Source organism: Larsenimonas salina (assembly GCF_023736155.1).
GTDB classification, from domain to species: Bacteria; Pseudomonadota; Gammaproteobacteria; order Pseudomonadales; family Halomonadaceae; genus Larsenimonas; species Larsenimonas salina.
This window is the reverse complement of the sequence record NZ_JAMLJJ010000008.1, coordinates 82,183-103,221: the sequence shown is the minus strand read 5'-3', so window position 1 is coordinate 103,221 and position 21,039 is coordinate 82,183. Positions and strand designations below refer to the sequence as shown.

Here is a 21,039-nt window from a genome sequence, read left to right as displayed (position 1 = left end):
GGCCAGGTCACGCGCACGTGGCTACCGGAACGAGGCCAACTTCATCGCGATGATCTACCTGATCGGCAGTCCGGTGGGCCGCCTGCTCGATCAGGCCAAATCCACATGAAGTGACGAAGAACCTTTAAAATTTCATAATTATCGATTAATTCAGGAGCCCGTCGTACAACAAGTAATCGTGCGCGCTCTTCTGCATGCTCGTTTAAAATTTGATCAGTTCTTTTCTGCGCGTGCATTACTGGATTTTATCCATCATCTGATCGCTGGTAATTCGGTGTTGTTTGATAATCTTTTCGCTTCACCGGGCTATGGTTTGGCAAACTCTTTAGTTGATCTTGACCCTTGCTTGGTGCGCTCACAGAAACTGGATCAGTTTGTTGTACAACATGCGTTATGTATAACAGATCAACAATTTGAAGAGTTCAAAAAATCTTATTGTGAACAATATGGTCATCGAGAGCTCTCATCTTCCAGTTGGATAAGAGCTTTCTACTGCCTTCAGGAAATAGATCTCGGCAACAATTATCATAAGTTTTTTTCTGAAGATTTTGCTTTGCCATTGTTTGATGAATATATTCGTGCATGGCAGCTACATCATTCTGATGATAGCAAAAAACAGTTAAGAGAGTTTTATAAAAAACAGTTAATCGAAAGCCTGGTAAAATTTGCCAACCGGCTGGAAACCAAAACGGTTGGCGATGGAATTTATTTGGAAAAAAGAAACAACATCGTTGTTTCAGCCAGGGTCGATGTGCGCCCCGATCTGGCTCGCATTGCTGATGCCAACCCGAAAAAGCATCAAATCCATTGTTTTTATGCCGTCATCAAGGTCGACCAAACTCAGCTTGAACCCTTTCCAGTTACTATTTCCTTTCTGGAACTGGCTCAGCGAATCCTTGCAGGCTACCGGCCCAACCGTCATGACAAGAATGCTGTGGTTATTTTGGAAGAGGTGATTGAAGAGCTGGTTGGCGTTGCCAATAAAACAAAATCGATCCACTTCCATGATCAGGACAGAGAATGGACATTACGATTAGAAGACGAAGAGTTTGTCGTGGAGGCAGAGTAGATGAGTCTTTATGAAAATCTGTCCGTTGTTAACAATCAAAAAATCAAAGAGAAAAATTTTGTTAACCATTATCTCACGTTTCGGCAGCAGCGAGGTGAGCGGAATAAAGACCCCGATACTTATTCTGTAGGTGGAGAACTGCTGTCAGTAGGATTGCAGCAATCATTAAAAAAAGGCCAAAATCTGGGAACTTTTACTGAAGCTTGCCGCGCTCGTTTTGCACAAAAAATTGATGAGCCAGAATTTCTGGAACTGCTCGAGGTGATGTACTTCGCTGACGATGCAAAAGGACTATTTGAAATCTCACCTGATTTCATGCTGTTCAAAAATGGTTCGTCTAATTCAGGCAATACCAGGCATGTTGGTGAGGTGTTAAGCGGTCTACTGGCTGCATCAAAAACAAGGATTCAGGCTAGCGAGAACAATATTAATTTTCTTGAGCGGGAAATTCTGGATGAATTTCATAAAGTGATCACCGACTTCGAGCCTGAAAAAACGGTAACCAGCTATCTGCCTTTTCTTGCAGATGATTTCGCTAAAGATTTCAAACTGCTATGTCAATATCCTAACTATATGATGCAAGCGCTCAAGGCATTTATAGCGTTATACAATTTTTTATACAGTTCTCAACTGGCTTTGAATATTAATTTCTGGAAATCCGAGCCTGAGAGTAAGCCATTGTTTTTTATTCTGGATACCGAGAAAGCTAGTACCGAGCGCAAGCAGGTTCGAAGCGCCGTCCAGGAACTAAGAGACAAAATCGCGGACCTGTTTCCGATGCTTTCCGCACTGGAGTATTTGAATCGGCCTGATTGCAAAAGCGCCCATCGCTACCCTCTCTGGGCGATCCGTGCCTACCTCCAGGATTGCTCCTTATCCGAGAGAGAAGATCTGGTTACTCGATTGTCCGCTTTTCTTGAGAGCTATCGTAAAGCTCGCAATCTTTCTCCCTGGGCTAATGAGATTACGACTCCAGATGAGGCTCTCGAAGCCATATCCGCTACGTCCAAGGAGGTTTTTAGTCAACCTCGCAGTGGTCAGCTAACCGTCAAGAAAAAGGTTGTTAGTGCTTTTGAAAATGAGGTAGCACGACACTTCATTCAAAATCGACGGCGTGGTGGTAATGTTTTGACTATCAATCAGGATTATTTGTTGCTTTTGACTAACCTGGCAGTTGGGTTCGAACCTCGCTTACAGTTTCAGCGGTTGATCGAAGAGTTTAAAGCCCGTGGCGTCTGGTTTGATTTACAATCTCAGCAAGCATTAATTGAGTTTTATGAACGAGTGGGAAATCTTGAAAGGATGAGTGATAGTGGAGACGCAGTCTATGTCCGAAAAACAATTTGAGTCTTTTCTGGTCGAAAATTTGAAAAATTGGCTAACAGAAAGGGTCAAGGCAGGCGAGCGTTTCCAGTTTCGTTCAACTGATCCGGAAAATACTATCAAGTTGCTTTCAGCGATCCATAACGCAGCTGATGGTTCAATGATGGATGGTGAAACTCAGTTGAACTATCTGCTAATAGATGATGTCAAGGTCGTGATTGCGGGACATTCTGAAGAGTACGGCATTGATGAAGGTTGCTATACAGAGAATTACCTGGCCAAGCTAAGAGATGATGCTGTTAATTGGGAAAGCACCCTATTAATGGTTCATAACAGTATGCTTGATACGATTACCAACAGCACCTTCGATCTGGCTAAACATGGTGCCGTCTGGTCAGTTGAAGGCATCAGGCAACAGCTTGATAGCCTGATCGACGACAGCATGAGCAATCAGAAAACATCCAGATGTTTGCTTGATTTCCAGGCTGAAGTTGTTGAATCGGACAATGCCAGCATCTTTGGATATCGAAGCCTTTATGAATCCATGACAAATGGTGAACTGCGATTTGATGAATTGGGTCTATTTAATGACCCCAGGCTCACTGATGACTGGGCTGCTCAGGGTGAAAATTTTAACCTTAAACAGATTGAACGACGTCTTGAAGAAAATCGAAAACTGCGTTCTGAAATCGAGTTCGAGATAGAGCATCACTCTGAAGAGCTGGAAGACCGTTTAGGGCAGTTTGGAAGCAGATTTATCAAGGACAATTTTGGTAATGGCAGTGAGGAATGGAAATCCAGAACTTTTGATGAATATACAAATGAAATAGAAAAACAAAAAAAGCAGGCTCTGGAGCTTGATGATATTTCGACGGCAACAGGCCTTTTGCAACATCGTAGTAAACGCGATAAAGGTGCAGGCCTGCGCGACATTCATATTCTGCTTGAGACCAGTCAACTCTCTGACAGCTTTGATATTTCGATCAAGTTTTCCGGGTCAAAAACGGAAAACAGTCAGTTTAAAATTATTCCTGCGAAGGGAATGCCAAATAGCGTTAGTTTTTATCATCGAGGGCGCGGCAATCAAACGACATTAACCATTAATGGAGTGGTTTCCAACCAACCGCTTTTTTTTACAGTAAAGTTGTCGCGCGAATTAAATTCTGAGCAGTATAGTTTTCATTGCGCTGTTATTCCTCAGGGTGTTTTTTATTTTGAGGATATGGTTAACCAGTTTTTGGTTAATCGCTCAAAGAAGGCGTTAGTATTACAGTCAAGTCAGCAATCCATTGTAGTTAATCCTGATGTCGAGGATGTGAAGGCTCTGGTCGACAATCAAGAATGTGTAGACGTTTCCCTGTTTGGAAAACTTGATTTTCAACAGTTATATGACGAGTCAGACGAGGTTCGCTTTCAGCTCAAAAATGGCGATACCGAGCTTGGTATTATGGTCGAGGGTGAACCAGCCAAACAGAATCTCGTGCTTCCGTTACTTGCTGACACCAGTCGTACGAAGCACTTATTGTGCGATCACTATTATGCTATCTACAAGCCTGGAAAAAGCACCGTAATATTGGATAATCAGGAAATAAAACAGGTTTTTCTGCGAGAACAGCTGCTGAATATCGAATACGATTTTATCGAAGATGAGCTGGTGTCCTGGGATAAAAATAGCGAAGTCTCAAACCAAGCAGACGCTCTGAAGGATGCAGGCTTTGTAGAGCTCCATGAAAGCTATGTAGCGTTTCTTCGCTATTTCAAAGACCATAATCGACGTACCTTACCTTCTCTTGAAAGCTGGGGTCCTAAAATCACAGGGCTGGCCAGAACCTATATTGATGCCTACCTGAATTACCTGGGAACTCTGGAAACTGGCAAAACACTGACCTCTTCAGAAAAATTTGTCACCAGGCTTGGTATCGCCCGGGTAGCTGATAGTCGGGAGGGCCGGCAGAAACAATACCTGACTCCGTTCCATCCGGTTGTACTGTCCTACTATTTGAATCTGATTAATGCCATTCGAGAAGATGGAAACAAGTACAGCTACAAGTCTCTTCCAAATGTAACGCTGAAGCGCCTCAACCCGCGCGGTCTGGTGCCTCATTTGTTCGATGTCCGTCAGGGTTATAGCTATACCCAAAGCGTGGATGAAAATCCTTTTTGGCTGGAAATAATTCCCAAGGAAAATTCCAGTTTTGAGTATGTCACCAAACTGGTTCGGCACAAGATTGAAGAGTTTGTCGAAACTTTCAAGAAACTGTTCGAAGAAGTGCCCGCTGCGCCCATACTCATCAACTCTATCAATAACGCAGGGAATCGAGAGCTTTTCAGAGGTATTTTGGCCTACTACATCGACCGTCTCGATGATGGCCGTCGAATTCACGTCAATCTTTATGATGATGACGAAATCGATACCGAGTTCGACATTTTTGCCGAGATGGCGACCTACGATGAGATCAAGGATCGATATGGTCTGGATAAAGGGGCAGCCAAACGCAATACCGACACGATCGTGGACGTGTTGCGCACCCATCTAAGCTTCAGCAAATTTCGAAACGGTCAGGTTGATCGTCAAAAATACGCTCACCTGAGCTTTTTCAGAAACAACCAGTTGATTGACCCGCGCAATAACGATGTTGATGAGCATATTTCCGGCATGTCGTGTGGCGGCCTCCTGGCGGGAGAATCCTCACTCAAGGAAAACGAGTTTTACTTCACCGGCCTGGGAATGAAGGGCGTTGATTGCTCTGACAAACCTCATCTTCGGGTTGCCAAGGCATTCAGTCGCCTCTGGCGGCCAGCCATCGTTAGTGGCGACACTTACGATAACAACTCTGCTATTCGCTTATCCGTTAGTACCTCTGTTAAAGAGCAGCTTGAGCGCTCCTACGACAGTTCGATATGGGTCACTATAATCGACCCGAAAGTAACCCTGGATTTCTTTCAGGATAATAATGACATCATCCTGATCCACTATTCGGATCAGTACACCAGCTCTTCCGGGTATGATGCTATTACAGTGACCAAGCAGTCCAACCTCTACAAGAGCGTATTGGGCAACGCCGGTGAAAGCCTGATTCGCGAGTTCAATGCCTTCAATGGCGAGTGGCTTTTGCAGATGGTGGATGACCCGCAACGAGAACGACTGGGTAAGCAAGGCGTAATCGCTTCTTACAAGGTTGTGGCTGCCATGTTGTCTCAGTCTGATATTTGCTGGGTGCCATTGTCTGTTGCCGAGATGATTCGGGTTGCAGGCAATATCGGCCTGGCCATGAGTGACTCGGACTTCTCGCGCCTGAATTTCAACATTAAGCATGGCGCGATCTCGGATGACATCCTGTTCGCAGGTTTCAAGAATGGGAAGCTTTACCTGCTACCCGTTGAAGCCAAGGCCGGTAGCCGTCCGGATTTCAAAAAAGCCTGCACACAAGCGATTGAACTCAAGCACTACATGGAAACCATCCTCGGGCAGGATAATTTGGCCGGCCGATTGTTTAGAGGGCTGTTTATTCGCCAGATTTTGCTCCAAGTTGAAAAGTATCAGCTTTACGAAGTGTTCGATAAAACCCATTTCGATAGCTTTCTTGAAGCGCGTGAAACATGGCTGGATGGCACCTACAGCATAGGGCAGTTAAATAATTACCCTGAAGCGATGGTTGTTGCGCTGCTTAACAGCGACGCCTGTTTCTCTGAAAACTACGAGGAAAGCGACGGGGTGCTGAAAGCAGAGATCCCTATTAGCATGATGGAGGCACTGATTCATACCCCATATCAGTCGCTAAAAAGCAAAATTCTGGAAGGCAAATCCTTGCGGATCCCCGAGCAGTACATGCTTGGTATGCAATACCAGGGTGAAGCCACCTCTGAAAAAGAAGGCCATGATAGCGCCAGAACAGACCATTCAGATGGGGAACATCCAGAGCGTAACAGCGAAGATGAGCAGTCATTCTCTGCAGCTGGGGGCGAAACGGCTGATGGGCATGAAGAGACAGGGCCTGCATCAACTCAGCCCTTGACCATACAGTTTGGTACTGACGTTCAGACCCAACAACCTGTTATCTGGGAGCCCACCGATACCGAGAAGCTGTTCAATACCAATACCGGCATCATTGGCACCATGGGGACTGGTAAAACCCAGTTTACCAAGTCGTTGATCACTCAGCTGGTCCGTAACCAGCATAACAATGTTGGCGGTACCGATATCGGCATCCTTATCTTCGACTACAAGGCTGATTACGTTAAGGATGACTTTGTAGCAGCCACCAATGCCAAGGTGTTTGACCTGTTCCATCTGCCATTTAACCCATTCGCGGTATTTGGCAATCGACCGATGCAGCCGATGCATACGGCTAATCTGTTTCGTACCACCATCGCCAAAGCGTTCGGTCTTGGTCCAAGACAGCAAAACAAGGTGCGCACGCTGGTGATGGAGGCTTATGAAGCTGCCGGGATATATCCGCAGGATTCTTCAACTTGGGTCAAACCAGCACCGACGCTTGCCGACATCTGGGCAGTCTTTCAGTCGCAGGAGAAGGTCGAGCAGGATTCTCTCTATGCGGCTCTGGATGATCTGATCGGATTTGAAATTTTTGAGCCGGATACCCGCAAAACGCAGTCACTTTACGACCTTGTCGATGGTGTCACCGTTATTAATCTATCCGGCTACGATCCCAGCATTCAGAATCTGGTCGTCGCGTTAACGCTGGATCTGTTTTACACCCAGATGCACCAACAGGGTAGCTCAAAGCTGGAAGGTAGCCTGCGTCAGATTTCCAAGATGATCCTGGTCGATGAGGCCGACAACTTCATGTCACAGGATTTCGATAGCCTGAAGAAAATTCTGAAAGAAGGTCGCGAGTTTGGGGTAGGCACCATCCTTTCAACACAGGAACTGACGCATTTTAAAACCGGTGATAACGATTACTCTACTCTGATATTGTCATGGGTGATTCATCAGGTTGCCAACATCAAGTCACAAGAGATTAAAGCCATTTTTAATACTCCAAGTAAGCAGAGTGAAGAATTTTATATGAGTGAAATTCGCAAGCTTGAAAAACACTATAGCTTGTATATCGATGGTAAAAAGAAAGTGGCCAAGATGAAAGATTTGGCATTTTGGGAGCTAGGCATTATACCGACACATATGCAATAGGAATCAAGGAGTATAAATGAAACTTCCCAATAGAAACGATTTTGTTATTTTAAACAAAAAGCTAGAAAAATACGCTAGCATTTTGGAAAAAAATTTAGCAATCTCATTGAATTTAAATAATGAGGGTCGGTGCCGTATTGGTTTCTATCCTTATATCTTGGAAAATGTTTGTGGTGAGACCGATATATCTGTTCTGACAGACTATATCGTTGATGCAGAGTTTAATAAGATTGTATATGGGCAGGCGATAAACGATCATGGTATAGATGCAATTTTTATTGATGAAGACGCTTTAGTCTTAAGGCTTTTTAATTTTAAATATAGGAAAAGTTTTAACCCTAACCAAACGCAATCTTTAAACGACAACTACACTTCAACGAAATTTCTTAATTTTGTGATTAACGGAAAGGAACAAGACTATAAGGTTCTTCCGGAAAAAATGAAAGAAAAAGTTTTGAAGGCGAATGAGATTTTTAATAATCCAAAGGGGGAGTGGCAAGTAGAACTTTATCAGGTAAGTAATGAAGCACAAGAAGTAAAAGAGGCCGGAAATGAATTGGCTTTACTGGCTGAACAATATGCTATCCAGATAATCCCGTTAGCATTACCTACTATTTTAGAATATATGTCAATTCGCCCTGAGCCGATAGATGCTACAATCATATTAGATTCTCAAGCTGTTATGAGCTATTCCGAAAGCGAAAAAGCCTCAGCTAAATCTTTTATTGTGCGAATGAAGTGTAGTGACCTATTACGTATAACATGCGATTCGCATGACCTTCGAGAACAGGTCGATTTAGAGGACAATGAAAACCTTAAAAGCTCAAATTTAGATTTTAGCGTGCTTTTCGATAATGTTAGAGGTTTTGTTAGAAAGTCAAAATATAACGAAAATATCGCAAAAACTTTAAAGCAAAATCCTAAAAAGTTCTTTATGTATAACAATGGAGTCACCCTTGTAGCCAACTCTATTGATTCTAGGGAGTTGCCAGGCAAAAAAAAATTAAAGCTCAATATAAAGGGTTTTCAAGTGGTTAATGGTGGCCAAACGTTAAGAACCATTCATGAGTTTAATAAAAAAGACGCTGATAACTTAGATAGCTATCTTTATGATGCAGAGGTACTTGTAAGAATTTTCATGCCAGATAGCGAATCCGATGAAAGGCATAAGATAGCAGAATATACCAATAGCCAAAATGCTATTAAATCAGTTGATTTAAAATCTCTTGCCTCCGAACAAATAGAGATAGAAAGATTTTTGAACGAAAACAACATTGCCTATGCTAGGAAATCAGGTGATACCGGGCCAGATGAAAATAAGTCCTACGATTATACAATCCATATGGAAACCTTTGGAAAAATTCTAAAAGCAATGTCTGGCCAACCTGAGAAAGCAACAAATGGATTAAAAGAAATTTTCGAAGGTAAATATGATGATCTTTTTATAGAAGGCTTCGATATGAATGCTGCCCCCGATATGATTAAAAAATACTATAGCATAATTCAAAAGTACAAAGACAAGAAAATAAATGGTAATCAATTGAAGTTTTTATATGTTTTATATTTCTCTTCTTTATTTGCTAATTTTTCTGAAGATAAAGTTATTGAATTGCTAGAAGAAAATGTAAAAACTTATTCTAATAAATATGAAACCACAGTAGTAAAGGCTTTAGGTTCAACCAATTTTAGACGTGGGTTTGAAAGCAACCTTGGAGCTTTAACGGCATAAAAAATCAATTTTAGGAATACAAGTTTTTTTTGAGATTTTAATAAGCCCTGTAGGTTTTAGGCCTCAGGGCATTTTTGTGTTTTGAAGTGACCCCCTCCATAGCTGCACAGGTTATAGTGCAGCCATCAGGAGGATAAAATGAGTGACGATACCCCATGACCTTTCCCCTGGATTAGCACCACTGACTCAATGAGATTCTCCACATTATGCCGCCCTGTGGGCATATTCAACGGGCGGCAGGTAATTGAGTGAGCTGTGAGGTCGAACGTGATTGTAATGATCTCTCCACTGTAATGACCCCCTGGTTTCTGCACACCCTAAACTGCTAATGCTGGATGTGCTCGGGGTGCCACATAGTCCAGAGACTGATGTGGCCGCTCTTCGTTGTAATACCGGATCCAGCGATCAATGACTACCCTGGCCTGGCCCAGTGACTCGAAGCGATGAAGCCAGATGCACTCCTCTTTCAAGGAACGAAAGAAGCGCTCAACGAGCCCGTTTTGTTCCGGTGTGTAGGGCGTTATAAACTGAATCGCCCCGGATATTCTAGACACCCGCCAGGCTCTGGAAATGGCGTCGTTCATACTCGATAGGTGACAGATTGTCACTCTTACTGTGTCGGCGCCTTGGGTTGTAGAACATCTCAATATAATCGAATACATCGCTTCTGGCGGCCTCTCGTATCGAATAGATCTTCCGCTTAATCCGCTCCCGCTTGAGGAGTTGGAAGAAGCTTTCGGCAACGGCATTATCATGGCAGTTACCTCGACGGCTCATGCTGCCCACCAGGTGATTGGCTTTCAGAAAGCTCTGCCAATCCGTGCTGCTGAACTGACTTCCTTGGTCTGAATGCACTATTACGACCTCTTGCGGCTTGCGCCACCACACCGCCGCCAGCAAAGCATCCAACGCCAAATCAGTGGTCATGCGCGGCTTCATCGACCAGCCAACCACCTGTCGAGAGAATAAGTCGATGACCACCGATAAGTAGAGCCATCCCTCGTAAGTGCGGATGTAGGTGATATCCGTCACCCACGCGACATTGGGCGCCGCCACGTCAAACTGGCGATTCAGGTGATTGGGTGAAACCACTGCCGGTTTACCACTATAGTGGCCAGGCCGTCGCCGATAGCCAGACTGTGAGCGTAGCCCTTCCCGACGCATTAGGCGGGCAACGCGATGCTTCCCACAGGCTTCTCCGATTTCTCTCAAGTCCCGATGGATCTTGCGATAGCCGTAAATCCCACCGCTTTCGAGCCAAGCATGCTTGATCAGCCCCAGTAAGCGCTGATCGTCTCGAGCCCGGTCAGAGAGGGTTCTACGGCACCAGGCATAGTAGCCGCTGGGGTGCACCGCCATCATGCGACACAGCCGCCGCACCGGATATTGATCCGCATGGTCTTGAATGAACGCGTACCTCAGTCGGACTCTTTGGCGAAGTACGCGGTGGCCTTTTTTAGTATATCTCGCTCTTCTGATACACGCTTCAGCTCAGCCCTTAACCGCCGGTTCTCAGCCTGAAGATCATCGTCCTGCTGGCGTTGCTCGGTAGGCTTGGCATAACGCTTGATCCACTGATACAGACTATGGCCGGATACGCCCAAGCGGGCGGCAACCTCGGCGACGGGATGGCCGCGCTCGGTCACTTGCTTGACAGCTTCGATCTTGAATTCTTCGGTGTATCGTTGATGGCTCATGAAACCTCTTGGATGCCTTCAGTATAAGGCCTGGAGGTGTCTACGAAACCCGGGGCGATTCACTGGGCCAGGCCAGGGTAGTCATTGATCGCTGGATCCGGTATTACAACGAAGAGCGGCCACATCAGTCTCTGGACTATGTGGCACCCCGAGCACATCCAGCATTAGCAGTTTAGGGTGTGCAGAAACCAGGGGGTCATTACAGTTTGGAATAGAGATTAACCTTTAGGTTTCTTGTAAAAATAGGAGATGTCTGAAACTTTTTTTACATGCCCCATTTTATGCAAACCCACATCAATTAATGACCGAACAATATCCTGAACATCGGCATCAATGTTTTGCTCAGCACAAAACTGCCGAATCAAGGCTTCATACACACCTGCCTGATCGCCAAACAACACGTCGCGGTTAATCACATGCGTCTGTTCAGGCTTGTTTTCGTTAATCGTTGCCGTATGCGTATCGCGCAGTGCCAGTACGATCGCCGTACGTGCCAGCACGTTAGGGGTCAGGCGGGTTTTCGTCTGTATATACTGCAGACGGTCCCATGTCTTCTTGCTTAACTGAATTCGAGAAGGAAACATTAGTGGGCCTCCTGCTCTTGCCAGAAATATCCTTCGTGGGCCCGGGTCGCGCCTGCTGCTGAGTCGTACTCAAGCTTATAGGCTCTGGAAATATCCGGAGACAACCTTGAATAGAACGACTCATCGACCTCGGTATCCGTCGACAGAATAATCATTTGATGACTCGCCACCGGGAAATACCCCTCCACGAGTCTGGCGCGGTGCTCTGAATCCAGCCTGCCCAGAGGAGTATCCACGATCATGGGAAGCTGACGTCCGGAGGTCTTGGCCAAGGCTTCAAGCATTGAAATGGCAAAAATCTGCTTTTCTCCGGCTGAGAGCTCATCCTTGGCAATGGTTTTGCCATTGTCTGTGAGAAGGCTCACATGGAACGTGCTGGTGTCGATACGGATTTGCAGATCTAAATCATCCTTCCGAGACAGTTTTGCAAAGCAATCGGTAAATTGTGTCTCGAGATCACGAATTTTCGCGGTGGCAGTTTGTCCCACGTAATCCGTGAGAAGACCGCTGGCATTATTGATGTAGTCAAACACTCGTTTTTGATCGCCCGATTTCGCAGCTTCTTCATAAAGCCGGTCGAGCCGTCGAGCGCTCTCAACGGCCTCATTGGCAGTTTCCCTTCCTTGGTTACGAAGCGTGTCAATTTCAGCATTCAGACGGCCAAGCGTTTGTTGCAGCTGTTGCAGATTTTCAAAATCGGTCGCGATCAGAAGATCATCCGGTGCCCGGGCGAGCGAGGCCCCTATCTCGTCGAGGTCTGTTTCAACCTTTTCCAGAGCTTCAAACAACGCCACCACATCGTCTTTCTGCTTTCGAGCTTCGCTAAATACAGAGAAAAGATGGCTGGCTTGAGATGGCGTAACATCATGGACGGGCTGTTGGTCTTCAAGGCCCTGTGTCGCCTGGCCAAGGTTATCCAGTTCTTCCAGAACAATGGCTAACGCGTCAGCAGATAACCTTGAATCAAGCGAATTTGCCAGTTGAGTCCGATATTCATCGTGAAGCCTGTGCTCACGATGAAGGGTTTGAAGATTAAGGTCGTGCTCAATCTGGCTCTCGGTTCTGACACAAAAGGCTTCTGCCAGCGCAAGAGGCGCAGCGTCAGACATCAGGATATTGATTCGGGAAACAATTTTGTCTCGCTCCCCCTGTAGCTCTACAAGTCTGGATTCGAGCTGCTTTCGAGGCGCAGAAAAATGGCCACCACGGTCGTCAATGTCCTTTTGGAGCCTGTTGGCGTGCTCCTGTGTTTCTGCACGCTGCGCATAAAGCGTGCTCATCTTCTGACGTACAGACTCAATCTGTGCTCTACAACGCTCAAGGCTGGATTGCTCCGAATCGATTTTCGACTGGATTTCCTGGGCTGAAGAGCGTTTGGTCAGATTCCGGTTTAAAACGGTCAGGTCGCCGGCAAGTCGCTCGACGACATCTAGGCCCAGCAGTTTCTTGATCGACTGCTCTAGAGCAGCACCGCCTGTATCATCTGCCAGCTGGGCTATTTTCTCTCCATCGAAGAAGAAGAGGTCCGACACGCCGGCGGGAATAAGCTCGTTCAGGAAATTTTGAGCCTGTTCCTGATTTAATCCTTTTATCGGCGCATCGTCTTCATGGATGGTCAGATATTCCTTGACGCCATTACTGCGTCGCTCCCATTCGCGCTTCACATGGTATTGGCTCTCGGTACCCAGCTTGGCATAGGTAAAGGTAAGCTCGACAGCTGCCGTATTGGCTGAGCGTCCCGTTGCGCGAGAATGATGCAGGGCTTCCAGCAAAAATTCATCGTAACGTCTTTGTGACACGGCGGAGCCCAGACACAGCTTCCCATACAGGGCGAGCCTAATCCCTAGAAGGATGCTGGTTTTTCCTGCGCCGTTGAGACCGCCAAAGAGAATGATGGGACGCAATTTGCCAGCATGTTTTTCCGGGCAAAGATTGAAATGATTCACGCCTTCGTAAACCCGGAAATCGGTCAGCGTAAGCTCTTTAATAAACATTAATGCAGGAACTCTGAAAATTCTTCTTTCACTTCTTCAGCGTAGGTCTTGCCACGTTTACGAAGGGAGTGATTGCGTTCATTGATGACTTCAAGGTCTTCCCAGTCTCTTTGGAGAATGCTTTCAAGGCTGTTCAGGATTCCGCGTCGATTGCCAAGCCCAGAGACCTGAAGTTCAGCTTCGAGCATCTTGCGGATAAGGGCAGCAGGTACGCCGTACTTTTCAGAAAGATGTTCCAGTGTTTCCGAATCCGCCCGCGTGAACGCGCCGGCGTCGTCTTCTACCCAATCCAGATCTTCACCGTAGACTGCTCGATAGATGCCCGGGAGAGAATCTTCCCAGTCGGGTTCATTGGGGTCTCTCAGCCATTCTCTTCTGATCATGTGCAGCTCGGGCCGCGTAATCAACTCAATGGACTCACCATCATCTTTGATCCCTTTCTCAATGGTCAGTAGCTCATGCAAAAATTCCTGACGTTTGGATAGCCAATAGGGACCCGGGATGTGGCGCACTTCCTGGATGCTGTCATCACTTATATCGCCCGAGTTATACGTGACACGCCCGGTCCGCCGACGAAAGTTGCGGTACTCTTCAGAGTTTTCGGGCTGACGAGACTGGTAGAGCTTGTTCCTGAAGGCCAGCAGCGGCGTCATCCAGCTGGCGCCTGATTCGATCAGCCCATGGAGTGCCTTGTCATCAGTCACTACGGTGCATGTCCAGCAGCCGAAGCGGCTATTGCCACAGGAAGGCGTGCTCTTGTCGATGACGATCGGGCACTCGCCTTGGTTTGACCCCTTGTAAAGTTCCAGAAGCTCTCTGTTGGAACCGCCCCAGGGGCAAGGAGCACTCATCAAATACATCCATACTTCATCTGCTGACCAGTTCTCGATCGGCATGTAGGTATAGGCATTAGGCAAAGAGGTATGGCGGCTAAGTGCCGAGCCATCAATCTTATGCTTGGAAATGACCTGAGCTCGAGACGCGCTTTCCTGACTACGAGAGCCCAAAACAACTACGGCCTCGCCAAATCTGGCGACCTTATCGAGGATAAATTCGCTGACAGGGTGAATTTTCATGCGCTCGGTGCACCATCGGAAACTCTGGTTGGGTGCAGGATAACCACGCCCCAATAAATTGACCCAGAAGGTCTGATCAGTCTTTGGTACAACGCTGTGAGCACTAATTGGCAGGTTTTCCTGCGGCGCTGACTCGTTAATCTTAGCGATGACACGTTGAATCATGTCAACGACAACAGGGGTTTCTACCAACGTGTCGGAAGAAACAACATACACATGCTTTTTACGCTTATCCTCCGGAAGCTGGAGTAGTGCCATATAGATAAGAGATAGAATGCATGTTGAATCCTTGCCACCACTAAAACCAATTATCCAGGGGCGGTCATCTGAGCAATAGATGGTCTGAATTTCGCGAATTAGATCTACAAGCGGGCGACCGGCAATGGTGTAATCCTGGATCATGGATAAGTGGTCCGGGAAAATGAATTTCTCTTCAGCAGCGGTCATTTAAAATACTCCTCATACTCCTGTTCTGTAGGCGTAAGTGGAATACCCAGCTGTTGCTTAATATAGTTGCCACTGAGTACCACACTACTACGTGCCTTGCTGATGCGGCCGTGATGCATGGCGCGCCCTTCCCAGTTACTGTTCGCTCGTGCCCAGTCGATGCTTTGTAGGCCCTTAAGAATGTCGCACCAATGCTGTTTCGGCTTGCAAAGGAGATCGGCACCTACATGCCCCATAGCCTGCAACATGACCCCATGAGCATGAATGTATTGCTCTCGTAATTCACAGGTTGCTACTTTTTTTTCCAATGCCAACCGCCAGTCTTGCATGTTGTCAGCGACCTCATTCCAGAACTCTACTGCCAGTCTTTGATCTTCTTCCATGACGGGGTCATGCTTCCCCTTCATCAATAAAGCCTTCGACGCATTTTTTATGGCTGAAAGGGTAAAGAGTTTGCTGCTCCGATTGGAGATACTCGATTTTTCCATTTCAGTAAGCCTGGAAAAGACCTTGACTTCTTTAACGACATATCTGGCGAGTTCCGATAAAGCATCCCGATGGTCATATAGAGTGCTTATAGAGTCACTCGGACGGACGGCATGCTTATTGAGATCAGCAAACATTTGCTGGCTTCTTTTAAGCCCATCATCAATGAAAAAAAGTACGGGGATATTGTCATAACCCAGTTCAGGGTTTTGCTCGATCGCTTGCTCAATGGCTTCACGTCGGTGCTGGCCATCATTGATCAAGATCCTGGCATCCATGGGAATGGAAAGCAGTCCGAGATTTTGTCCTGCGCCAGTATCAGCACTGGGTTCAAATGATACCTGTCCGTCTATGGAAGCAGTAATACCTGAAAGGGTGTAATCCATAGGGTTATCTACTAGATAGCTTACGATATCAGGTATACGAGTACGGTTAAGGGTGCGCTGTGCTCTAAGCTCAGGAGGCACTTCGTGCCCGTCGAAAATAAAAATTTTAGGTATCAGTCTCAGGGGACACATGGCCACATAGCAGGGCCTTCCAGATTGAACACCACGTGCGGCAGGAAAGGTATTAGAGAAGTCGGCCATGAATCCTCCCAAGAGAGGAAGTTAAAATAAAACGGAAGTTAAAATACCATTTTTTAACTTCCAGGTCAATTTATCTATAACTTTCCAGTATTTAAGCAGCTTACTATTGAAATTATTGAATAAAGCCTTTCATGTTTTATTTCTATTTCAATCTTCCTAGCCAATGAATATATAAAGCACCCTCCGATTGAGCCGCCTGCACTGAGGCTTGGAAAAATTTGCCCAAATCAGCGCTCTAAACCAGACTGAGTCAGACAGACAGCTATTGGTTAAGGAGAACCGATATGACGACGATGATTGTGGTAGCCGACGCAGCCCGTGCACGCATTTTCATGCACGATGCAGGTCTGATGAAAGAAGCCGACGCTCTGGTGCACCCTGAAAGCCGCGAGCATACGGGCGATCTTAGAACCGGCGGTAAGGGCGATTCGGGCAATGGCCCCCACCAGCGTCAGACCGGCGACGACGGTGCCACTTCCGACAAGCACGCCGAGTTTTTCGCCAAGGAAGTAGCGCAGTATATGAAGAAGGCCCACGATCAGGGCAAGGCGGATCGCCTCATTATCGCGGCAGCGCCCAAATTCCTCGGCGCACTGCGCCAGAAGATGGACAAGTCGTTGGCTCAATGCGTCGATCAAAGCGTGGACAAGGACCTCTCCAGCGCAAGCGCCGAGGAAATTCGTGACAAGCTGGTGCCGAAAGCCACCCTCGCCTGACGTGAGCACGAAAACAGCTCATGAAGCGTACCGCCCAAACGTAAAAAAGCCCGCGATTGCGGGCTTTTTTACAGCGGCACTGATCAATACTTACTTGATCTTGGCTTCGCGGTAGACAACGTGCTTGCGAACGACCGGGTCGTACTTTTTGAACTCAAGCTTGTCTGGGGTATTACGCTTGTTCTTCTTGGTGGTATAGAAGTGGCCTGTACCAGCAGAAGAAACGAGTTTAATCTTGTCACGCATGTCAGCGCTCTCCGAAAAAGGTCGTTGGGTTAGACGCGTTCGCCGCGGCTGCGCAGATCAGAAAGAACAGACTCGATGCCTTTCTTATCGATAACGCGCATGCCTTTGGAAGAAACACGCAGTTTAACGAAACGCTTTTCAGACTCGACCCAGAAGCGATGCGTGTGCAGATTGGGCACGAACCGACGACGCGTCTTGCGCTGAGAGTGTGAAACGTTGTTACCGGTCACCGGACGCTTACCGGTAACCTGACAAACCTGGGACATGGAAGCCTCCAAACCGTAAGCGCTGAACGCTTATGTAGGTATTAGGGTGATAGTGTCGGGCAAACCGGGAAGTGGCAGGCGCAGGCCTTATGCCCTGTACTCAAAGGGCGTACTTTATACCAGACACCCCACCCTCAAGCAACCCGAGGGCTTGGTTTTCGCTAAAAAAGGGCCAGTTTTCCCTAAAAAAGCGTGGCCGGAAACGCTATAGCCAACCCCGCTCGGCAAACGAGACAACCTCCCCATCACCGACCACGAAATGATCGAGCACGCGAATATCGAACAAACTGAGCGCATCCTTCAAGATGCGCGTGATCGAACGGTCCGCGTCGCTGGGTTCGGCCACGCCCGAGGGGTGATTGTGCGCAAAAATCACAGCACCTGCATGAAGGGCCAGTGCCCGCTTGGCCACTTCCCTCGGGTAGACGCTTGCCGCATCGAGCGTGCCGGTAAAGAGCTGCTCGAACTTGATCACCCGGTGTTGGGTATCGAGAAACAGCGCAGCAAACACCTCGTGGTTGAGGTCACGCAGATGCGCCGATAGAAACCGACGCACCAGCAAGGGGGACGTCAGCGCATCTCCCCGGCTCAACGTGGTTTCAAGGTGGCGTTTTGAAAGCTCGAGCACCGCCTGAAGCTGAACGTACTTGGCCTGCCCTAGGCCATGCGCCTCACAGAACGTGGCCTCATCGGCGTCAAGCAGAGGCCTTAATCCACCGAAGCGCATCAGAAGATCTCGCGCCAGATCCACTGCAGAGCGACCCTTGACGCCGACACGCAGAAAAATGGCCAGAAGTTCCGCATCACTCAGCGCATCCGGCCCCATCGTCAACAGTTTTTCCCGGGGGCGCTCACCCTCGGGCCAATGACAGATCCCCATGCAACTTACCTCGCACACAGTGTGAAGGTAAGTATCGACACCAGTTGCCTATTTCTTCAGACGCCAAGTACATGCAGCAAAGCACTCACGGGAGCGTGTTGGGGGGAGTCCAGGCCCGAAGGGCCGCCTTGCGCGCCACCGATTTCTGCTCGGGCGTCAATGACCAGTCACCCTCATAAAGCGCACCTTCCCAGGCCCCGTAAATCGGGTTGGGCAACAAAATGAAGCGCCGGCCGAACAGCGCCTGATCGGACTGTGCCGCCTGGCGACGACCCGAGGCGCTGTCGCTGTCGTAGGCACTTCGGAAGTCGGCCAGACTATCGCCCATCAGCAGTACCACCTTATGCTCGGCAAGGGCCTGGTCACGGCGGGCCTGTTTGTCGGAGTCGTCGGTCTTGAGCAGTAGCCTTGAGGGCGACAATTGCGAAAAGCCGAGCACGGCGAGGGTATCGTGTGTCGCTTGCCACCCAACGTGATCGCGGTTGGTGATGTAATAGACCGCAACGCCCTTTTGATCGGCGTAGTTGAGGAAGTCCACCGCCCCCGGCATCGCCTGCGCCTGTCTACTTTCCATCCAGCGTTGCCACAGCTCGTCGCTGTACGCCGTATCCTTGCCGACCAGATACGCCTCGAATGCACTGTTGTCGATGATGGTCTCATCGGCGTCCACGATTATCGCAAGCGGTTTGTCACCGGCCTTGTGATACTCAAGCGCTCGATCGAGCCGGTCACGGGCCACATTGAACGCCTGATAACTCAAGGCCTGGTATTCAGCCGCGCTTTGCATCCACGCGGTTGCCATCACCAACTGCTCATTGAGCTCTTGATTGGTATAGGAAGACGCGCTCTTGTCAGGTGGCGCCGAGGCGCAGCCACTCAATAGGCCGAGCGTCATCACGGCGAACGTACAGGATCGTGCAAGCGTCATGGTCACCTCATAAAGGGTCGGTTCGGGTTGGCTTGAACAACGGTTAAAGACAGCATAGCGGCTCACATGAGCGTTGCATCATGAACCATGACGGTCATTCACTGCGGTGCTAAGGTAGACGCCTGATCACAAGGAACTCTCACTGATATGTCTTCGTTGACCGGCCAGCGGATCCTGCTTGGCGTAAGCGGTGGTATCGCGGCCTACAAAAGCGCGATGCTTGCGCGCCTGATGAAGAAAGCGGGCGCTGAGGTACGTGTCGTCATGACCGAGGGCGCACAGGCATTCGTAACCCCCATGACCTTTCAGGCCCTGACGGGCGAGCCCGTTCGAACCACCCTGCTCGACTCGGACGCCGAAGCGGGCATGGGCCACATCGAGCTGGCGCGCTGGGCTGATCTCATCGTCATCGCGCCGGCAAGCGCCGATCTCATGGCGCGCCTGGCAAACGGCATGGCCAATGACCTGCTGACCACGCTGTGTCTTGCAAGCCCGGCCAAGCGCTATTTAGCGCCTGCGATGAACCAGGCCATGTGGGCGCATCCGGCAACACGGGAAAACCTCACTCGCCTCACAGGCCATGGCTGGCAGATGCTTGGCCCGGACAGCGGCGAACAGGCCTGCGGCGATGTCGGCAGCGGCCGAATGCTTGAACCCGAAGCGATCATGGCCGAGCTCGAACGAGAACGTGCGACACAACCAGAGGATTTTGCCCAGCGTACCGTGATCGTCACGGCCGGCCCCACGGTCGAGGCCATCGACCCGGTGCGTTACCTCACCAACAAAAGCAGCGGCAAGATGGGCTTTGCACTGGCCGAGGCCGCTCGCGCCCGTGGGGCACGCGTTATCCTGATTGCAGGGCCGGTCACACTCGACACGCCGCCAGGCGTTGAGCGCGTCAATGTTCAAAGCGCGCGCGACATGCTGGACGCCGCCTGTCGCTACGCCATTGATGCCGATATCTTCATCGGCTGCGCGGCGGTGGCCGATTACCGTGTAGCGACGCCTGCTGAGCACAAGCTCAAGAAAACGCCCGGCTCGAGTGGGCTGACGCTTGAACTGGTCGAGAACCCGGACATCATCGCAACGGTCGCGGCACTACCGACCCGGCCTTTCATGGTGGGTTTTGCCGCCGAAACACGTGAGCTTGAGCGCTTTGCCACCGACAAGCTCGCGCGCAAGGGACTCGACATGATTGCCGCCAACGACGTGCTCGCGCCGGATCTCGGCTTCGGGAGCGATCACAACGCCGTCACGCTCTACTGGCAGGATGGCGACAGCCCTCGCCACGAAGCACTGCCCCCGGCCACCAAACGAACACTGGCCCATGGTATTCTTTCGCGTCTTATGGCGAACTTCAGCGCCAAGGCATCATTTGACGACAGGACTCCCCATGGACAGACCGAGGCTTAAAGCCAAGATTCTCGACCCGCGCGTGCACGATTTCCCACTGCCCCACTACGCCACCGAAGGCAGTGCCGGCATGGACATGCGGGCCATGCTCGATGCGCCGCTCACCCTCGCCCCCGGCGAATGCGAACTCGTGCACACGGGCCTTGCCGTCTACATCGACGATGCCCGTTATGCCGGAATGGTGCTGCCCCGCTCGGGCCTTGGTCACAAGAAAGGCATCGTACTTGGCAATCTGGTCGGTCTGATCGACTCCGACTACCAGGGCGAGCTGATGATTTCGGTGTGGAACCGGGGTAACGAGCACGTCGCGCTCGAACACGGCGAGCGCATCGCACAATACGTTCTCGTTCCGGTCATGCAGGCCGAGCTCGACCTGGTCGAGGACTTCGAAGATAGCCTCCGAGGCGCTGGCGGCTTCGGCCATTCCGGCCGCCATTGACCGCGTG

17 protein-coding genes and 2 pseudogenes are annotated in these 21,039 nt (G+C 49.0%); 8 read left to right on the top strand and 11 right to left on the bottom strand.

Annotated features, from left to right (window positions below; translation table 11 throughout):
• Positions 1-136: 136 nt before the first annotated feature.
• The 4 genes and pseudogenes from dptF to NAT23_RS13555 form a co-directional block, all read left to right on the top strand.
• Positions 137-1,069 (top strand): annotated as a pseudogene (gene dptF / locus NAT23_RS13570) (DNA phosphorothioation-dependent restriction protein DptF); the annotation flags it as partial.
• Complete coding sequence (gene dptG, locus NAT23_RS13565; protein ID WP_251929164.1) at positions 1,070-2,416, top strand: DNA phosphorothioation-dependent restriction protein DptG; 1,347 nt, start codon at positions 1,070-1,072, stop codon at positions 2,414-2,416.
• Positions 2,397-7,544, top strand: coding sequence for a DNA phosphorothioation-dependent restriction protein DptH (gene dptH, locus NAT23_RS13560; RefSeq protein WP_251929163.1), 5,148 nt, complete (start codon positions 2,397-2,399; stop codon positions 7,542-7,544). The genes dptG and dptH overlap by 20 nt, the downstream gene beginning before the upstream one ends.
• Positions 7,545-7,560: 16 nt before the next feature.
• On the top strand, positions 7,561-9,273 hold the full coding sequence (locus NAT23_RS13555) for an AIPR family protein (protein WP_251929162.1): 1,713 nt from the start codon (positions 7,561-7,563) through the stop codon (positions 9,271-9,273).
• A 204-nt stretch (positions 9,274-9,477) separates the two neighbouring features.
• On the opposite strand, the pseudogene NAT23_RS13550 reads toward NAT23_RS13555, so the two are convergent.
• The 3 genes and pseudogenes from NAT23_RS13550 to NAT23_RS13540 form a co-directional block, all read right to left on the bottom strand.
• Positions 9,478-9,564: pseudogene (locus NAT23_RS13550) on the bottom strand (integrase core domain-containing protein); the annotation flags it as partial.
• 26 nt (positions 9,565-9,590) lie between these two features.
• Positions 9,591-9,857 (bottom strand): integrase core domain-containing protein, encoded by a 267-nt coding sequence (locus NAT23_RS13545; RefSeq protein ID WP_251929161.1) that lies wholly within the window; start codon positions 9,855-9,857, stop codon positions 9,591-9,593.
• A protein-coding gene (locus NAT23_RS13540) for an IS3 family transposase (RefSeq protein WP_251929160.1) occupies positions 9,820-10,970 on the bottom strand; the annotation gives its coding sequence in 2 pieces (ribosomal slippage) (positions 9,820-10,727 and positions 10,727-10,970; 1,152 coding nt in all). The genes NAT23_RS13545 and NAT23_RS13540 overlap by 38 nt, the downstream gene beginning before the upstream one ends.
• Positions 10,971-10,978: 8 nt before the next feature.
• Between NAT23_RS13540 and NAT23_RS14820 the strand changes: the two genes are divergently transcribed.
• Positions 10,979-11,146, top strand: coding sequence for an integrase core domain-containing protein (locus tag NAT23_RS14820; protein ID WP_350028340.1), 168 nt, complete (start codon positions 10,979-10,981; stop codon positions 11,144-11,146).
• A gap of 42 nt (positions 11,147-11,188) precedes the next feature.
• On the opposite strand, the gene NAT23_RS13535 is transcribed toward NAT23_RS14820, so the two are convergent.
• The 4 genes from NAT23_RS13535 to dndB are packed head-to-tail and all read right to left on the bottom strand — an operon-like array spanning position 11,189 to position 16,144.
• Positions 11,189-11,554 (bottom strand): DndE family protein, encoded by a 366-nt coding sequence (locus NAT23_RS13535; RefSeq protein WP_251929159.1) that lies wholly within the window; start codon positions 11,552-11,554, stop codon positions 11,189-11,191.
• Complete coding sequence (gene dndD / locus NAT23_RS13530; protein WP_251929158.1) at positions 11,554-13,548, bottom strand: DNA sulfur modification protein DndD; 1,995 nt, start codon at positions 13,546-13,548, stop codon at positions 11,554-11,556. The genes NAT23_RS13535 and dndD overlap by 1 nt, the downstream gene beginning before the upstream one ends.
• Complete coding sequence (gene dndC, locus NAT23_RS13525) at positions 13,548-15,071, bottom strand: DNA phosphorothioation system sulfurtransferase DndC (protein ID WP_251929157.1); 1,524 nt, start codon at positions 15,069-15,071, stop codon at positions 13,548-13,550. Before dndC ends, dndD begins: the two co-directional genes overlap by 1 nt.
• Complete coding sequence (gene dndB, locus NAT23_RS13520) at positions 15,068-16,144, bottom strand: DNA sulfur modification protein DndB (protein WP_251929156.1); 1,077 nt, start codon at positions 16,142-16,144, stop codon at positions 15,068-15,070. The genes dndC and dndB overlap by 4 nt, the downstream gene beginning before the upstream one ends.
• A 245-nt stretch (positions 16,145-16,389) precedes the next feature.
• Here dndB and NAT23_RS13515 point away from each other — a divergent pair, with 245 nt between their 5' ends.
• On the top strand, positions 16,390-16,860 hold the full coding sequence (locus NAT23_RS13515) for a baeRF12 domain-containing protein (RefSeq protein WP_350028341.1): 471 nt from the start codon (positions 16,390-16,392) through the stop codon (positions 16,858-16,860).
• 90 nt (positions 16,861-16,950) lie between these two features.
• Here the strand turns inward: NAT23_RS13515 and rpmG are convergent, their stop codons facing one another.
• From rpmG to NAT23_RS13495, 4 genes are all read right to left on the bottom strand, one after another.
• Entirely contained in the window at positions 16,951-17,106 is a 156-nt protein-coding gene (gene rpmG / locus NAT23_RS13510) for a 50S ribosomal protein L33 (protein WP_251594227.1), read from the bottom strand.
• A gap of 29 nt (positions 17,107-17,135) precedes the next feature.
• Positions 17,136-17,372, bottom strand: a complete 237-nt coding sequence (gene rpmB, locus NAT23_RS13505; RefSeq protein ID WP_251594228.1) for a 50S ribosomal protein L28 — start codon at positions 17,370-17,372, stop codon at positions 17,136-17,138.
• 205 nt (positions 17,373-17,577) lie between these two features.
• Positions 17,578-18,252, bottom strand: a complete 675-nt coding sequence (gene radC, locus NAT23_RS13500; protein WP_251929154.1) for a RadC family protein — start codon at positions 18,250-18,252, stop codon at positions 17,578-17,580.
• An 85-nt stretch (positions 18,253-18,337) separates the two neighbouring features.
• Positions 18,338-19,180 carry a 5'-nucleotidase, lipoprotein e(P4) family gene (locus NAT23_RS13495; protein WP_251929153.1) on the bottom strand — a complete coding sequence of 281 codons (843 nt, stop codon included), beginning with the start codon at positions 19,178-19,180 and terminating at the stop codon, positions 18,338-18,340.
• Positions 19,181-19,327: 147 nt separating this feature from the next.
• Between NAT23_RS13495 and coaBC the strand changes: the two genes are divergently transcribed.
• Together coaBC and dut are read left to right on the top strand one after the other, a co-directional pair.
• Positions 19,328-20,593 (top strand): bifunctional phosphopantothenoylcysteine decarboxylase/phosphopantothenate--cysteine ligase CoaBC, encoded by a 1,266-nt coding sequence (gene coaBC / locus NAT23_RS13490; protein WP_251929152.1) that lies wholly within the window; start codon positions 19,328-19,330, stop codon positions 20,591-20,593.
• Positions 20,574-21,032, top strand: coding sequence for a dUTP diphosphatase (gene dut, locus NAT23_RS13485; protein ID WP_251929151.1), 459 nt, complete (start codon positions 20,574-20,576; stop codon positions 21,030-21,032). The genes coaBC and dut overlap by 20 nt, the downstream gene beginning before the upstream one ends.
• Positions 21,033-21,039: the final 7 nt, after the last annotated feature.

Excerpts from the sequence above, each read along its gene's own strand:
- dptG (WP_251929164.1), top strand. The coding sequence starts at position 1,070 with ATGAGTCTTTATGAAAATCTGTCCGTTGTTAACAATCAAAAAATCAAA.
- dptH (WP_251929163.1), top strand. The coding sequence starts at position 2,397 with ATGTCCGAAAAACAATTTGAGTCTTTTCTGGTCGAAAATTTGAAAAAT.
- NAT23_RS13555 (WP_251929162.1), top strand. The coding sequence starts at position 7,561 with ATGAAACTTCCCAATAGAAACGATTTTGTTATTTTAAACAAAAAGCTA.
- NAT23_RS13545 (WP_251929161.1), bottom strand. The coding sequence starts at position 9,857 with ATGAACGACGCCATTTCCAGAGCCTGGCGGGTGTCTAGAATATCCGGG.
- NAT23_RS13535 (WP_251929159.1), bottom strand. The coding sequence starts at position 11,554 with ATGTTTCCTTCTCGAATTCAGTTAAGCAAGAAGACATGGGACCGTCTG.
- dndD (WP_251929158.1), bottom strand. The coding sequence starts at position 13,548 with ATGTTTATTAAAGAGCTTACGCTGACCGATTTCCGGGTTTACGAAGGC.
- dndC (WP_251929157.1), bottom strand. The coding sequence starts at position 15,071 with ATGACCGCTGCTGAAGAGAAATTCATTTTCCCGGACCACTTATCCATG.
- dndB (WP_251929156.1), bottom strand. The coding sequence starts at position 16,144 with ATGGCCGACTTCTCTAATACCTTTCCTGCCGCACGTGGTGTTCAATCT.
- rpmG (WP_251594227.1), bottom strand. The coding sequence starts at position 17,106 with ATGCGTGACAAGATTAAACTCGTTTCTTCTGCTGGTACAGGCCACTTC.
- rpmB (WP_251594228.1), bottom strand. The coding sequence starts at position 17,372 with ATGTCCCAGGTTTGTCAGGTTACCGGTAAGCGTCCGGTGACCGGTAAC.
- radC (WP_251929154.1), bottom strand. The coding sequence starts at position 18,252 with ATGGGGATCTGTCATTGGCCCGAGGGTGAGCGCCCCCGGGAAAAACTG.
- NAT23_RS13495 (WP_251929153.1), bottom strand. The coding sequence starts at position 19,180 with ATGACGCTTGCACGATCCTGTACGTTCGCCGTGATGACGCTCGGCCTA.
- coaBC (WP_251929152.1), top strand. The coding sequence starts at position 19,328 with ATGTCTTCGTTGACCGGCCAGCGGATCCTGCTTGGCGTAAGCGGTGGT.
- dut (WP_251929151.1), top strand. The coding sequence starts at position 20,574 with ATGGACAGACCGAGGCTTAAAGCCAAGATTCTCGACCCGCGCGTGCAC.